The sequence below is a fragment of the Luteimonas sp. AC640a genome (assembly GCF_979256585.1).
The window spans coordinates 638,994-653,225 of record NZ_CEEDOV010000007.1; the positions used below are offsets into that span (position 1 = coordinate 638,994).

Below are 14,232 nucleotides of genomic sequence, written 5' to 3' on the forward strand. Positions count from 1 at the left end.
GCGCTCACTGGCAGATAAACGTGCCGAAGTTGCGATTCAGCGGCGACGTTGCGTGGTCAGCGGCAACAGTGCGGTCGCGACACCCAGCAGCGGCAGGAACGCGGTGACCTGATAGACCCACACGATGCCGCGCGCATCGGCGAGCTGGCCGAGTGCGGCGGCGCCGATGCCACCGATGCCGAACATCAGACCGAACATCAATCCCGACACCATGCCGACACGGCCGGGCACGGCTTCCTGCGCGTACACGACCAGCGCGGCGAAGGCCGACGACATCACCAGACCGATGAGCACCGCGAGCACGGCCGTCATCGCCAGGCCGACGTGGGGCAGGGCGAGCGCGAAGGGCGCGACGCCGAGGAAGGAAATCCAGATCACCGCCTTGCGGCCAATGCGATCGCCGATCGGACCACCGGCGAACGTGCCCAGCGCGATCGCGCCCAGGAACAGGAATAGATAGACCTGACTCTGCTGCACGCTCACGCCGAAGCGCTGGATCAGATAAAAGGTGAAGTAGTTGGTGAACGAGGCGATGTAGACGAATTTCGCGAACATCAGCACCGACACCACCGCGATCGCCTGCACGATCTTGCCGCGAGGCAGTCCCGTGCCACGGGTGACCGCCAGACGCGTCAACCGTGCCTGGCCATGCAGCACCGTCCATTTCGTGAGCCGCAGCAGCACGAAGACCGCGAGCGCGGCGACCAGCAGGAACCACGCGATGGCGGACTGGCCGTGCGGAATCACGATCGCCGCGGCCAGCAAGGGACCGATCGCCGAGCCGGTATTGCCGCCGACCTGGAACGTCGACTGCGCCGTGCCGAAGCGTCCGCCCGAGCCCATCCGCGCCACGCGCGAGGCTTCGGGGTGGAAGGTCGCCGAGCCCACACCGACGATCGCCGCAGCGACGAGCAGCATCGAATAACTGTGCGCCATCGCCAGCACGCCGATGCCCACGAACGTCACCGCCATGCCGGCCGGCAGCAGCCAGGGCAGGGGACGCTTGTCGGTGTACAGACCGATCCACGGCTGCAGCAGCGACGCGGTGATCTGGTAGACCAGCGCGATCACCCCGATCTGGCCGAAGTCCAGGTCGAAATCGCCCTTCAGCATCGGGAAGATCGCCGGCAGCATGGCCTGGATCAGATCGTTGAGCAGATGCGCGAACGCTGCAGCACCGACGACGCGGATCGCGAAACCCTGGGGCGGGGTAGCAAGGTCGGCCGGGCGCGGGGTCGCGGGATCGGTGACGGGCACAGGGGCAGGGGCAGGATCGGACATCGGAGAATTCGAGTTCCAGCATCGCGCAGCCGCAGGCATCGATCGACACCTGTTCAAGCGCTGCGCCGGATGCGCGGGGCGTCATGGGGGGCTGCAGCTTAGAGCCTGATCTAGAATTCGTCCCACAGCGCAGCGACACGGTCTGTCGCATTCCACTATCGATCGCGTCAGCGCGACGGCTGAGCGGGGCGCCGGGTGCTGAAACCTGTCAACGCAATACCGGCCAATACGACCGCGCCGGCCACCGCGCCCCGAATGGTCAGCTGTTCGCCCAGCACCAGCATGCCCATCAGCGCGCTGATGACCGGTACCGACAATTGCACCGTGCCCGCCGTGATGGCGGCCATGCGCACCCGCACCCAGTACCAGAGCACGTAGCCGAGTGCCGATGTGATGGCGCCCGAGATCACGGCATAGACCAGGCCCAGTCCATCGATTTGCACCTCGCGCCAGCGCAACGCCAGCAGTGCAATCGCAAACGGCACAGACCAGAAGAACGCGCTTGCAGTCCCCGCAAGCGGATCGTGGCCGCTGCGCCCCAGCAGCGAGAATGCGCCCCAGGCCAGGCCCGCCAGCATCATCGCTACGGCAGACGCCATGGGCGGCGCAGTGGGCGACGGTGCGAGAAACACCACGAGCCCAACGAGCGCCAACAAAATGCCCAACGCGCTGGTCCGTTCGCCGCGCAGCAGACCCGCTCCGATCATCAGCAGCTGCGCACACGCAAACAACACCAGCGCGCCGGCGGCGGTGTCCATGTGCCGGTACGCATAGGAAAACCCGGTGACGTACACGAACAGCAGCGCTGCCGACGCCAGTCCCGTGCGGGACACCGGCGTCGCTCGACGTGTCGCCAGCACCACGAGGCCCAACGTGACCGCGCCGGCGACGATGCGCGTCAGCGTGAAGCTCGCCGGGTCGATCGAGGTGCGCTGCAAGGCGAACCGTGTCAGCAGCGAATTGGCGGCGAACGCCATCATCGTCAACGCGGTCAGCGCCGGCAGGCAGCAGAACGCGCGCCATCCTGCGGCGTCTCGGTGCGGAAACAGTTTCGCCACCGTGCTAGTACCGGCTCTGCATCGCGGAGACCATCGGGAACGCCAGATCCGCCATCCGGATTGGTGACTCTGCGGACTCAGCGCGGCGAGCTGACTCGACAGGCGGCTCCAGTAGATTCCTCAAGCACGGGGACGCCAAACGTCTGCTCCAGGATGGGCGATGATCCGCACCGGGTGACCGATCCTATCGCACCGGATTGGCCGGCACTTCGCGTTCGAAGTGCATTGCCGGAGCAGCGGGATCGAAGCAGCGATGGCCCGAGCGAACGCGGGTGGGCGGTCAGCGACGTTGAGGGAACCGCACAACCAGCCGTAAACGCCTCACCATGGACTTCGCATAATGTACATTATGTAAGATTCCGATTTGCCTCGTGCTGCAAGTGGCGGCCATCGCTGGACGCAACCTTCCCCAGCCACCACTCAGAACCAGGTCCGCAGCCCGATCACGATCTTCGTGTCGTCGGGTTCGACTCCGGTGGCTTCCCTCAGATCCCGGGTATCGCCGTACGCGCGTTCGTGTACGACGCCAATGTACGGGGCGAACTTGCGGGTGAACTCGTAGCGGAGGCGCAGGCCGGCCTCCGCCTTGGTGAGCCCGCTGCCGATGCCGCGTGCTGGATCGTCGCGGCGCGCCAGTTCGAGTTCGACCACGGGCTGCAGGATCAGACGGTTCGTCAGCAGCAGTTCGTACTCGAGTTCGAGTTCGCCGATGACCTGACCGCCTTCACCGGCGTACGCCATGGCCGAGACTTCGAACATGTACGGCGCGAGGCCCTGGACGCCCACCGCCGCGAAGGTCTGCGATGGGCCCGGTCGAAACGATTGGCGGGCGCCGGCCACGACATCCCACCACGGCGAAATGCTGCGCCCATAGAGCACGTCGAGATCCGCGGCATGTGTGCGCCCTGCACTGCGTTCGCCGCTGGCCTTCAACCACAGTCGGTCGGTGTCGCCGCCGATCCATGCATCCGCTTCCCAAGCCTGGCCGCTGCCGTGGTCGCCATCGAAGGCTTCCAGGCGGTCGATGCGCACGAAGCTGCGGATCGCATCGCCGTGCATTTCGTGACCACGCAGATGCTCCGGAAACGCGGCGGCGCGATCGGCATCGGTGATCGGTGGCAGCGGTTCGCGTGGCGGATGGTCGGCCGGTAGATCGCCGGCTGGTTGTGCAGGTCCACTTCGATGATGCGCATGCGCGTCATCTGTTGCAGGTGGTATCTCCGGCTTGCTGGATTCCGGATATCCCGCGTGACCTGCGTGCGCCGAGTGATCCTGCGCGGTGTCGGATTCGGCACGGCCCCGATGCAGCGAATGCGGATCATCTGCACCCCTGTTGTGCACGGCTGCAGGTTCCGTGTGCCCGCCTCCATGCGCCTGATGCGCGGCCGCAGGGACTGCATGGGTGCCAGGTGTCGCCGCGGGTTCTGCCGGCGTGCGGTGATGCGCGTGGGGATCTGTAACCAGTGGCGCTGCGGGTTTCGACGCACGTGGTCGCTGCTGCGTCGCGCGCGGCGTCGGCTTCGCTGCAGCAGGCTTCGTGGCCGGCGGATGATGCCCGTGTGCGCTGTCCTGCGCGTGGGCACTACCGATCGCGGCACACAATGCGGCGGCCAGCACACCGGTGCGTGCGAGTGTCGATGAGACGTTCATTCGACCACCTGCACTTCGCGGAACATGCCCGCTTCCATGTGGTACAGCAGATGGCAGTGATAGGCCCAGCGCCCGAGCGCGTCGGCGCGCACGCGGTAGCTGCGTTTCGAGCCGGGTGGCATGTCCACGGTGTGCTTGCGCAGCTGGAAGTTGCCCTGCGCGTCTTCGAGGTCGCTCCACATGCCGTGCAGATGGATCGGGTGCGTCATCATCGTGTCGTTGACCAGCACCACGCGCAGCCGCTCGCCGTAATTGAGCCGCAGCGGCTCGGCATCGGCGAACTTGATGCCGTCGAACGACCACGCGAACTTTTCCATATGGCCGGTCAGATGCAGCTCGATCTCGCGCCCGGGCGCGCGGCCGTCGGGATCGTCGAACAGGCTGCGCATCATTCCGTAGGTCAGCACGGTGCGACCGTTGTCGCGCAGACCGATGCCCGGATCGTCGAGCCGGTGCGTCGGCGCCATCGTCTGCATGTCGACCAGCGGATTGTTACGTTCGCTGTCGGGATGCGTCTGCATTGCGCTGGCGCCGTGATCGCTCTGCTCCATTGAGGCGTGCCCCATCGACGCATGATCCATCGAGGCGTGGTCCATTGCGGCGTGATCCACGGCATGTCCCATCGCCGCGTGATCGGTTGCACCCCCCTGCCCCGCGCCGTGCCCGGCATGACCACCACCGTGCATGCCGCCGTGGCCCATATCGTCCATCGTCAGGATCGGTCTCGCATCTACATCGGGTACCGGTGCGCGCAGGCCTTCGCGGACGCCAAGCGTGCCGCTGACGAAACCGGTGCGGCCCATGTCCTGGGCGAAGATCGTGTAGGCGTCCTGCCCCGACGGCTCGACGATCACGTCGAAGGTTTCGGCCACCGCGATGCGGAACTCGTCGACGCTGACCGGATGCACGTACTGGCCGTCGGCCGCCACGACCGTCATCTTCAAGCCCGGAATGCGCACGTCGAAATACGTCATCGCCGAGCCGTTGATGAAACGCAGGCGGATCTTCTCGCCGCTGCGGAACAGCGCGGTCCAGTTGCCCGGCGAGGTCGTGCCGTTCATCAGATAGGTGTAGGTGTGCGCGTTGACGTCGGAGATGTCGGTCGGCGTCATCCGCATCTGGCCCCAACCGCGGCGCTCGGCCATCGTGGCCCGCAGGCCATCCTCGCGCGCGTCGCGGATGAAGTCGCCGAGCGTGCGCTTGTAGTAGTTGTCGTGCTCGGCCATCTTTTTCAGCCGCGCGAACAGCGCCTGCGGCGGCAGATCGGTCCAGTCGGTCAGCAGCACCACGTAGTCGCGATCGAATGCGAACGGCTCCGGTTCGATCGGATCGATGATCAGCGCGCCGTACATGCCGGCCTGTTCCTGGAAGCCGGAATGGCTGTGGTACCAGTAGGTGCCGCCTTGGCGCACGTCGAAGCGGTACCGAAACGTCTCGCCGCGGTGGATGCCGTCGAAGCTCAGGCCGGGCACACCGTCCATGTTCGACGGCAGCAGGATGCCGTGCCAGTGGATCGAGGTCATGTCGCCGTAGATCGAACCGGCGGGCAGCGCGTTGCGCACGCGCAGGTCGACGGTCGTGCCTTCGCGCCAGCGCAGGATCGGTGCCGGCAGCGATCCGTTGATCGTGGCTGCGGGTCGCGTGCGGCCGGTGAAGTTGACGAGGGTCTCGCCAACGACAAGGTCGAAATCGGTGCCCGCGAGCACACGGCTCGTCGGCGATTGCAGCGCCCAGCTGGCGCGTGGCCACAGGCCCGCACCGGCGGCGGCGATGCCGCCCAGCGCGAGGCCCTGCACGAAACGGCGGCGCGACGGCGCGACGCCATCGCCCGTGGAAATTCGGAATGTCATGTCTGCTCCAGATCGGAAACCGGGTCGCGAGGCGACCCATGCCCTGCCCCTGTCGAGGCAGCGATGCGATCAGGCGCGAAGAATCGGAGGTCGAACGGGATCGTCGAGATGCGGCGCGGCGCGATCTTCGGGCACATGCGCGACGACGACCGTGCTGCCACTGGAAGCGCCGACACGCGGTACCACCGGCAACACGCTGCCGCAGCCGTGCAGACACAGACAGTCGCCACCGTCGCAACAGCTGTCGGGTGCCGGGGAGTTCTGATCGTGCGCGTCACCTTCGACGGCGTCGGAGGCCATCGAATGACACGGCGGCGGCGTCCCGGAGGCCGAATGTGCAGCGTGCGACATCGCTGGCGCAGGCCCCGCAGCTGCGAACGCAGCGCCAACGCCGTCGAATGCCAGCAGGACGGCGAGCAGTAGATGCAACAGCACGAGCGCGGAAGAACGCATGCCGCGAGTATACGTCGACGCGCAGATGCGCCGCATTGCGCGAGCCGACGCACCGATCGCACATAGCAGAACGGGCAGCTCTCGCGAGCTGCCCGCCTGTTTGTAAAGTGGCGTCCCCACGGGGATTCGAACCCCGGTGTCCACCGTGAAAGGGTGGTGTCCTAGGCCTCTAGACGATGGGGACGCAGAAACCTGCATCATTCTATCGATCGGCCTTTGATCGACAGACAAATTGTGGTGGAGCCAGGCGGGATCGAACCGCCGACCTCCTGCATGCCATGCAGGCGCTCTCCCAGCTGAGCTATGGCCCCACGTTTGGGAGCGCGAAATTGTAGTGTTCCGTATCGGCAACGTCAACAGAATTTCGCACTTCCTTCGTTCGCTTCGATTCGTTCCGGAGAACGTCTCAGCCGGTGGCGCCGGCCTTGCTGCGATCGAGCCGCGCATCATCCGGATTTGGACCCAGAGTTGCAAGCCCATGTCCCTGATCGTCGAGATACTGCAGCCACTTGCCGAGAAATGTGTTCATGCGCAGGCGGTGATCCACCACTTCGTCCGGCGGTGGAAACATGCCGATGACGTCCTGCCAGCGGCGGCCGACATAGCAATGCGTGGCCTCGACCTGCCCCGCATCGCGATACAGGCGCAGATGCGCGGATGGGTCCGGTTGGCCGGTCACCGGATCGAGCATCGCGTAGCTCAGGCGCAGCTCCGTCGTGTAGGGATGCTGCTCGACGACATCCAGCAGCACCGCTAGCGCGCCGGGCACATCGGAGCGGTAGCGGCCGGGTGCGAGACTCGCGGGATCGAACAGGCGCACCAGGCGCTCATGGTTCTCCGCGTACAGCGCCATCAGCCAGCCGAAGCGCCCCATCGAGGGCACGCGCGGGCGGCGGCGGGTCAGGACTTTTTCCATGGATCGATGCTACATCCGCGGCGATGAATCCGTCAGGATCGAACGACGGCGTGCGGGATGGGGTTCCGGGTCCGCCATCCCCATCTCCGGAACGACGTCCTCAGTACATGACGCGCTCGATGCCCAGGGTCGACAGCACCTTGCTGGAGATCTCCTCGATCGAGGTGTGCGTGGTGCTCAGAGAGGGCATGCGCTCGGCGCGGAACAGGGCCTCGGCCGCGCCCACTTCGTGTTTGCAGGTTTCCAGCTTCGCGTAGCGCGAATTGGGTCGGCGTTCCTGGCGGATCTGCGCCAGACGCACCGGATCGATCGTCAGCCCGAACAGCTTGGCGCGATGCGCGCGCAGCCGCGGCGGCAGGCGATCGTGTTCGAGGTCTTCCTCGGTCAGCGGATAGTTCGCCGCGCGCACGCCGTGATGCAGTGCCAGATACACGCAGGTCGGCGTCTTGCCCGCACGCGACACCGCGACCAGGATCACGTCGGCCTCGTCGTAGTTGGTCGCCATACCATCGTCGTGGGTCAGCGCGAAGTTCATCGCGTTGATGCGGCGGTGGTAGGTCTCGAAATCGACCATGCCGTGCGCCCGGCCGACGCGTGATTCACGCGTCTCCAGCAGTTCGCGCTCCAGTGGCTCGATGAACGGCGCGAACACATCGAGCACCAGCGCCCCGCTCTCCCCGAGCACCAGCGCCAGGCCGGTGTCGACGCAGGAGCTGATGACGATCGGACGCACGCCCATCGCCTCGCCGCGGGCGCGGATCAATCCCGCGACTTCGCGCGCGCGCGCCTCGTTGTCGACGAAGGGGATCCGGTTGGTGCTGAACTGGGTGCCGCTGAACTGGGTGAGCAGGCTGTGGCCGATGGTTTCGGCGGTGATGCCCGTGCCGTCGGACACGTAGAACACCGGGCGGGGACTGGACATGCGGACTCCGGAAGTCACGGATGAGCGCCGCGGCGCCCGGGAGGGCTAAAATAGCCGTTCGATGCCGGGCTTGCCCGACCTCCTTCTCGATCAACGCGACACGGAGTCTCACCTTGAGCGCCAACATCCTGTGGCTGCATGACCTGCGCCTGTCCGACCTCGCCCAGGTCGGCGGCAAGAACTCGTCCCTCGGCGAGATGATCGGCAACCTCGCCAAGCTCGGCGTTTCGGTGCCCGGCGGTTTCGCCACCACGGCGGATGCATTCAAGGCGTTCATCGCCCACAACGATCTACACCAGCGCATTTTCGATCGCCTGGCGCCGCTGGACGTCGAAGACGTCGCTGCGCTGACCGCGGCCGGCAAGGAGATCCGCGGCTGGGTCATCGACGCGCCGCTGCAGCCCGATCTCGATGCGGACATCCGCGCCGCCTACGACAAGCTCGCTTCCGAGAACGGTGGCGGTGACATCGCCGTGGCCGTGCGTTCGTCGGCGACTGCCGAAGATCTGCCCGATGCCTCGTTCGCCGGCCAGCAGGAGACGTTCCTCAACGTCACCGGCGCCGACGACGTGGTGGTCAAGGTCAAGGAAGTCTTCGCCTCGCTCTACAACGACCGCGCGATCGCCTACCGCGTGCACCACGGCTTCAAGCACGAGGACGTGTTCCTGTCGTCGGGCGTGCAGCTGATGGTGCGTTCGGACATCGGCGCCTCCGGCGTGCTGTTCACGCTCGACACCGAATCCGGCTTCCGCGACGTGGTGTTCGTGACCTCCAGCTTCGGTCTCGGCGAGATGGTCGTCCAGGGCGCGGTGAACCCGGACGAGTTCTACGTCTACAAGCCCACGCTGCGCGCCGGCAAGCCGGCGATCCTGCGTCGCGGCATCGGCAGCAAGCAGCTGCGCATGGTCTATTCCGATGTGCCGGGCGAGCGCGTGCGCGTCGAGGACACGCCGGCCGATCTGCGCGACACCTTCTCGATCTCGGATGAGGACGTGCAGGAACTCTCGCGCCAGGCGCTGATCATCGAAGAGCACTACGAGCGCCCGATGGACATCGAATGGGCGAAGGACGGCGCCAGCGGCAAGCTGTTCATCGTGCAGGCGCGACCGGAGACGGTGAAATCGCGCGCCAAGAGCACCCAGATCGAGCGCTTCTCGCTCGAGCAGCGTGGCGAAGTGGTCTGCGAAGGCCGCGCGATCGGCCAGAAGATCGGCGCCGGCGTCGCGCGCGTGGTGCGTTCGCTCGACGACATGGCCCGCGTGCAGCCCGGTGACGTGCTCGTCGCCGACATGACCGACCCCGACTGGGAGCCGGTGATGAAGCGCGCCGCTGCGATCGTCACCAACCGCGGTGGCCGCACCTGCCATGCGGCGATCATCGCCCGCGAGCTCGGTGTGCCTGCGGTTGTGGGCACCGGCAATGCGCTGGACACGATCGAAGACGGCCAGGAGGTCACGATCAGCTGCGCCGAGGGCGACACCGGCTTCATCTACAGCGGCATTCTGCCGTTCGAGCGCATCACCACCGATCTGACCTCGATGCCCGAGGCGCCGCTGAAGATCATGATGAACGTCGCCAACCCCGAGCGCGCATTCGATTTCGGCCAGCTGCCCAACGCCGGTATTGGCCTGGCGCGTCTGGAAATGATCATCGCCGCGCACATCGGGGTGCATCCCAACGCCCTGCTCGAGTACGACAAGCAGGATGCCGAGACCAAGAAGAAGATCGACGCCAAGACCATCGGTTACGGCAGCCCGGTCGACTTCTACGTCAACCGTCTGGCTGAAGGCATTGCCACGCTGACCGCGTCGGTGGCGCCGAATCCGGTGATCGTGCGCCTGTCGGACTTCAAGTCCAACGAGTACGCGAACCTGATCGGCGGCAAGCGCTACGAGCCGGAAGAAGAGAACCCGATGATCGGCTTCCGCGGCGCCAGCCGCTATGTCGATCCGTCGTTCACCGAAGCGTTCTCGCTGGAATGCCGCGCGGTGCTCAAGGTCCGCAACGAGATGGGCCTGGAGAATCTCTGGGTGATGATCCCGTTCGTGCGCACGCTCGACGAAGGGCGTCGTGTCATCGAGGTGCTGGAGAAGAACGGCCTCAAGCGCGGCGAGAACGGCCTGAAGATCATCATGATGTGCGAGCTGCCCTCGAACGCGCTGATGGCCGACGAGTTCCTCGACATCTTCGACGGCTTCTCGATCGGTTCCAACGATCTGACCCAGCTCACCCTGGGCCTGGACCGGGATTCGTCGATCGTCGCGCACCTGTTCGACGAACGTGATCCGGCGGTCAAGAAGTTGCTGTCGATGGCGATCAAGTCTGCGCGCGCCAAGGGCAAGTACATCGGCATCTGCGGCCAGGGTCCGAGCGATCATCCCGATCTTGCGCAGTGGTTGATGGACGAAGGCATCGAGTCGGTATCGCTCAATCCGGACACGGTCGTCGACACCTGGCTTCGACTGGCCAAGTCGCGCAAGGCTTAACCGTCACATCACGTTTCGGCATGTAGTCTGATCAAAGCCCCGCACATGCGGGGCTTTTTTTATGACATTTGACGCGGCTGCCGCGCTGGAGACGATTGATGGAACCCATGTTGAGCGGGATGCGGGACCTTGCCTGGGCCGAGATGGCGATTGCCGTCGGATTACGCGTGGCAGGTGCTCTGCTGGTCTTCGCGATCGGCATGCGCATCGCCAAGTGGGTCGCAGGACTGGCCGAGCGCGGCCTCACCCGCGCCAACGTCGAGCCCACGGCGACGCATTTCCTGCGCAAGGTGGCCTACGTCATCCTGATGGTGGTGCTGGTGCTCGCGTCGCTGCAGGTGATCGGCGTACCGATGACGTCGATGATCGCGGTGCTGGGTGCCGCGGGCCTCGCCATCGGTCTGGCATTGAAGGATTCGCTGTCCAATATCGCGTCCGGTGTGATGCTGGTGACGCTGAAGCCGTTCCGCGTGGGCAACCTGGTGACGATCAACGGTGTGACCGGTACGGTCGAGGACGTCAGCATCTTCCAGACCAAGGTCCGCGGCGCAGACAATCAGTTGATCGTGCTGCCCAACAGCCTGATCACCAGCGATTCGATCATCAATCTGACGCCGGATACACGACGTCGCATCGAGCTCGTGATCGGCATCGGTTATGACGACGATATCGATGCGGCGCGCGCCATCGCGATGGGCATCATGGCCGAGGAGCCGAGGCTGCTCGCCGAACCTGCGCCGGATGTGCTGGTGTATTCGCTGGGCGACAACAGCGTGAACCTGGGCATCCGTTGCCATGCCTCGAATGGCGATTTCTTTGCGACGAAGTGCGCGTTGACCGAGCGCATCAAGAAGGGCTTCGACGCGGCCGGTATCGGCATTCCCTATCCGCAGCGCGACGTGCATCTCTATCATCACGACCGGCGCGATCCGGTTTTACCCGGTCTTGAGCAGAGCGAAAGCACCCTGCCCGCGCCCGATCAGACCCGCGCTTGAGACAGCGCTGACCGAGCTCTCTCGACCCCTGCACACGTCCGGGTCGAGTGGCTCGGGAGCCGGGTTGCAGAGACTGACGTGCGGAATCGCAAACGGCACGCACGCCATCGCATTGGACCGCTTCGGCGCGCGGATTTCTGGAGGCGTCTGCAGCCGCAAACTGCCGCGGGCGCAGGCGTCACAGCCCCGACAGCGGACCCATTGACCTGCGGTAATGGCGCAGTTCGTCGATCGAATCGCGCACGTCGCTGAGCGCGGTGTGCGCCGAATGCTTGGTGAAACCGGCCAGCACCTGCGGCGCCCAGCGACGCGCGAGTTCCTTGATCGTGCTGACGTCGAGATTGCGGTAGTGGAAGAACGTCTCCAGCGCCGGCATCTGCCGGTGCAGGAAGCGACGGTCCTGGCAAATCGAGTTGCCGCACATCGGCGACTTGCCCGACACGGCCCACAGCTGCAGGAATTCCAGCGTGCGCGCCTGCGCTTCGGCGAGACCGACGCCCTGCTCCAGTGAACGTTGCCACAGGCCCGAGCGGCGATGCTGGCTGCGGTTCCAGTCGTCCATCGACTCCAGCACGTCGAGCGGTTGCACGATCGCCAGTTCCGGACCCTCGGCGAGCACGTTGAGCTCGGCATCGGTGACGATCGTTGCGATCTCGAGGATCTGGTCGTGGTCCGTATCCAGACCGGTCATTTCCAGGTCGATCCAGATCAGCCGGCCCTCGATGGCCTTGTCGGCATTCATGCGTGCATTCGCCTTACGCGGAGTGACGGCGCATGATATCGCAGCCGCCCGGACGAACTGACCGCGTGTTTCCTTCCCAGATGTTGGCCAATCCCGCCTTGACGCACTACGCCATTCTCACCGCGATGCTCGCCCCGGCGTTCTTCCTGACCGCCACCGCCTCGCTGCTTGGCTCCGCGAACGCGCGGCTCGCACGCGTCATCGACCGCACCCGCTCGCTGCTGCGTGACCTGGCCGAGGACGAGGGCAACGATCCCGAAGACCGCCGGATTCTCGAGACGCGCATCGACCTGCAGCGTCGCCGCAGCCGCATCATCCTGCGCGGCAGCCAGCTGCTGTACGTGGCGATCAGCTGCTTCGTCGGCACCAGCCTGTCCGTTGCCGGCGACTCCTTCCTCGATCATCGCTTCGGCCAGGCGCCGACGCTGCTGGCAGCGCTCGGGGTGCTGGCGATGTTCGCCGCCAGTCTGCTGCTGGCGCGCGAGGCCTCGATGGCCGTGCACGCGGTCAACGAGGAAATGGACGATGCGCACCGCAAGGCCAATCGGCGCAGTCCGTTGATCTGAGCTTGTGTTGTCCTGCTCCCTCTGGGACGACGTGTCCTCCGGGATAGACGGTGCCCGACGGGCGGATGAGGGCGTTCTTCAGGCATTGGCTCACCCGACGCGCTGTGCGCGTCGACCCCGGATCCAGTCCGGGGCAGGCTCTCTCCCGAAGGGAGAGGTGCTGATTCGCCGCGACCCGAAGAGAACGCGTCCTGTCCCGGCCGGCGTGATCAGCGCGGCGGCAGACCGCGCTTGCGGCGGAAGTAGTTCGTCAGCATCGGCCCGGCGACATCGGCGCATACGCCGCCGGTGACTTCGATGCGATGGTTGTGGCGCGCATCGCCGAGGACATCGAACACGCTGCCCGCCGCACCCGTTTTGGGATCGAACGCGCCGAACACCACGCGCGCGACGCGCGCATGGACCATTGCCATCGCGCACATCGCGCACGGCTCGAGTGTCACGTACAGCGTGCAGCCGATGAGCCGGTGATTGCCGAGCGCCCCACCCGCGCGCCGCATCGCGACGATCTCGGCATGCGCGCTGGGATCGTGTTCGGCGATGTTGCGGTTCCAGCCTTCGCCGATCGCATGGCCCGCAGCGTCGACCACCAATGCGCCCACCGGAATCTCGTCGTCTTCGCGCATTGCACGTTCGGCGAGCGCCAACGCGCGCGTCATCCAGACGGCGTCGGTGTCTGTGGCAGTCGGCGTGTGGATCGACGACATCGAAGTCTCAGCGCGCCTGTCGGATATGCGCGGCGAAATCCTGCACGAATACGCCGAGCTGCGCGCGCACCTTGTCGTCCTGCAGCGCGCCGTCCTCACTGAAGGCCTGGCCGGCACGCGAGACCAGCAGGCGACCGCCGGCCCACTGTCGGCAGCCGAGCGTGCGCAGCACCGGCAGCCACGCGGTCTGCGACAGGATCGTGCCGAAGCCACCAAGCGATGCGCCCATGACGGCCACGTGCCGGTCGCCGAACAGTGCGGGAATCCCGCTGCCCGGACGCGACAGCCAGTCGATCGCATTCTTGAACACGCCGGGGATGCCGTTGTTGTATTCGGGCGTGACCAGCAGCAGGCCATCGGCCGCCAGGATCTGTGCCTTCAGCGCCTCGACTGCGGCCGGAATGCCATCGCGTGCCTCGACGTCGCCGTCGTACAACGGAATGCCGTGCAGCGTGGCCGCATCGATCGCCAGCGCGTCGGACGCGAACGCCTGAGCGGCGCGCAGCAGGCCGGTGTTGTACGAGGCCGCACGCAGGCTGCCGGAAATGCCGAGAAGTCTGACCATGTCGCAATCCGCCGGAGGCTGGCGGCACCGCGCCGCAGTTC

13 protein-coding genes and 2 tRNA genes are annotated in these 14,232 nt (G+C 65.9%); 3 read left to right on the forward strand and 12 right to left on the reverse strand.

The window, feature by feature from the left end; all coding sequences use genetic code 11:
* Positions 1-36 precede the first annotated feature (36 nt).
* The 9 genes from ACZ9YD_RS07160 to ppsR all read right to left on the reverse strand — a co-directional run bounded on the left by ACZ9YD_RS07160 (position 37) and on the right by ppsR (position 8,130).
* Positions 37-1,281, reverse strand: coding sequence for an MFS transporter (locus tag ACZ9YD_RS07160; protein ID WP_465074428.1), 1,245 nt, complete (start codon positions 1,279-1,281; stop codon positions 37-39).
* A 167-nt stretch (positions 1,282-1,448) separates the two neighbouring features.
* Entirely contained in the window at positions 1,449-2,261 is an 813-nt protein-coding gene (locus ACZ9YD_RS07165; protein ID WP_465074429.1) for a DMT family transporter, read from the reverse strand.
* Positions 2,262-2,759: 498 nt separating this feature from the next.
* Positions 2,760-3,680: a copper resistance protein B gene (locus ACZ9YD_RS07170; protein ID WP_465074431.1), complete on the reverse strand. Its 921-nt coding sequence runs from the start codon at positions 3,678-3,680 to the stop codon at positions 2,760-2,762.
* Between the two features lie 305 nt (positions 3,681-3,985).
* Entirely contained in the window at positions 3,986-5,839 is a 1,854-nt protein-coding gene (locus tag ACZ9YD_RS07175) for a copper resistance system multicopper oxidase (protein ID WP_465074432.1), read from the reverse strand.
* Positions 5,840-5,908: 69 nt separating this feature from the next.
* A complete protein-coding gene (locus ACZ9YD_RS07180; RefSeq protein WP_465074434.1) occupies positions 5,909-6,292 on the reverse strand; it encodes a CopL family metal-binding regulatory protein in 384 nt (127 codons plus the stop codon).
* Between the two features lie 108 nt (positions 6,293-6,400).
* A tRNA-Glu gene (locus ACZ9YD_RS07185) sits at positions 6,401-6,476 on the reverse strand.
* A gap of 51 nt (positions 6,477-6,527) precedes the next feature.
* Positions 6,528-6,603: transfer RNA gene (locus tag ACZ9YD_RS07190), tRNA-Ala, on the reverse strand.
* A 95-nt stretch (positions 6,604-6,698) separates the two neighbouring features.
* Positions 6,699-7,208 carry a DUF1249 domain-containing protein gene (locus ACZ9YD_RS07195; RefSeq protein ID WP_465074435.1) on the reverse strand — a complete coding sequence of 170 codons (510 nt, stop codon included), beginning with the start codon at positions 7,206-7,208 and terminating at the stop codon, positions 6,699-6,701.
* Positions 7,209-7,308: 100 nt separating this feature from the next.
* A complete protein-coding gene (ppsR, locus tag ACZ9YD_RS07200) occupies positions 7,309-8,130 on the reverse strand; it encodes a posphoenolpyruvate synthetase regulatory kinase/phosphorylase PpsR (protein WP_159681783.1) in 822 nt (273 codons plus the stop codon).
* A 113-nt stretch (positions 8,131-8,243) separates the two neighbouring features.
* Here ppsR and ppsA point away from each other — a divergent pair, with 113 nt between their 5' ends.
* Complete coding sequence (gene ppsA / locus ACZ9YD_RS07205) at positions 8,244-10,616, forward strand: phosphoenolpyruvate synthase (RefSeq protein ID WP_465074436.1); 2,373 nt, start codon at positions 8,244-8,246, stop codon at positions 10,614-10,616.
* Between the two features lie 98 nt (positions 10,617-10,714).
* Positions 10,715-11,611: a mechanosensitive ion channel family protein gene (locus ACZ9YD_RS07210; protein ID WP_465074437.1), complete on the forward strand. Its 897-nt coding sequence runs from the start codon at positions 10,715-10,717 to the stop codon at positions 11,609-11,611.
* Positions 11,612-11,789: 178 nt separating this feature from the next.
* Here the strand turns inward: ACZ9YD_RS07210 and orn are convergent, their stop codons facing one another.
* Positions 11,790-12,353: an oligoribonuclease gene (orn, locus tag ACZ9YD_RS07215; RefSeq protein ID WP_465074439.1), complete on the reverse strand. Its 564-nt coding sequence runs from the start codon at positions 12,351-12,353 to the stop codon at positions 11,790-11,792.
* Positions 12,354-12,418: 65 nt separating this feature from the next.
* Here orn and ACZ9YD_RS07220 point away from each other — a divergent pair, with 65 nt between their 5' ends.
* Complete coding sequence (locus ACZ9YD_RS07220; RefSeq protein WP_465074441.1) at positions 12,419-12,919, forward strand: DUF2721 domain-containing protein; 501 nt, start codon at positions 12,419-12,421, stop codon at positions 12,917-12,919.
* A 209-nt stretch (positions 12,920-13,128) separates the two neighbouring features.
* Here ACZ9YD_RS07220 and tadA read toward each other — a convergent pair whose 3' ends face one another.
* Positions 13,129-13,626: a tRNA adenosine(34) deaminase TadA gene (gene tadA / locus ACZ9YD_RS07225; RefSeq protein ID WP_465074442.1), complete on the reverse strand. Its 498-nt coding sequence runs from the start codon at positions 13,624-13,626 to the stop codon at positions 13,129-13,131.
* Positions 13,627-13,633: 7 nt separating this feature from the next.
* Positions 13,634-14,191: an NADPH-dependent FMN reductase gene (locus tag ACZ9YD_RS07230; RefSeq protein WP_465074443.1), complete on the reverse strand. Its 558-nt coding sequence runs from the start codon at positions 14,189-14,191 to the stop codon at positions 13,634-13,636.
* Between the last annotated feature and the right edge of the window lie 41 nt (positions 14,192-14,232).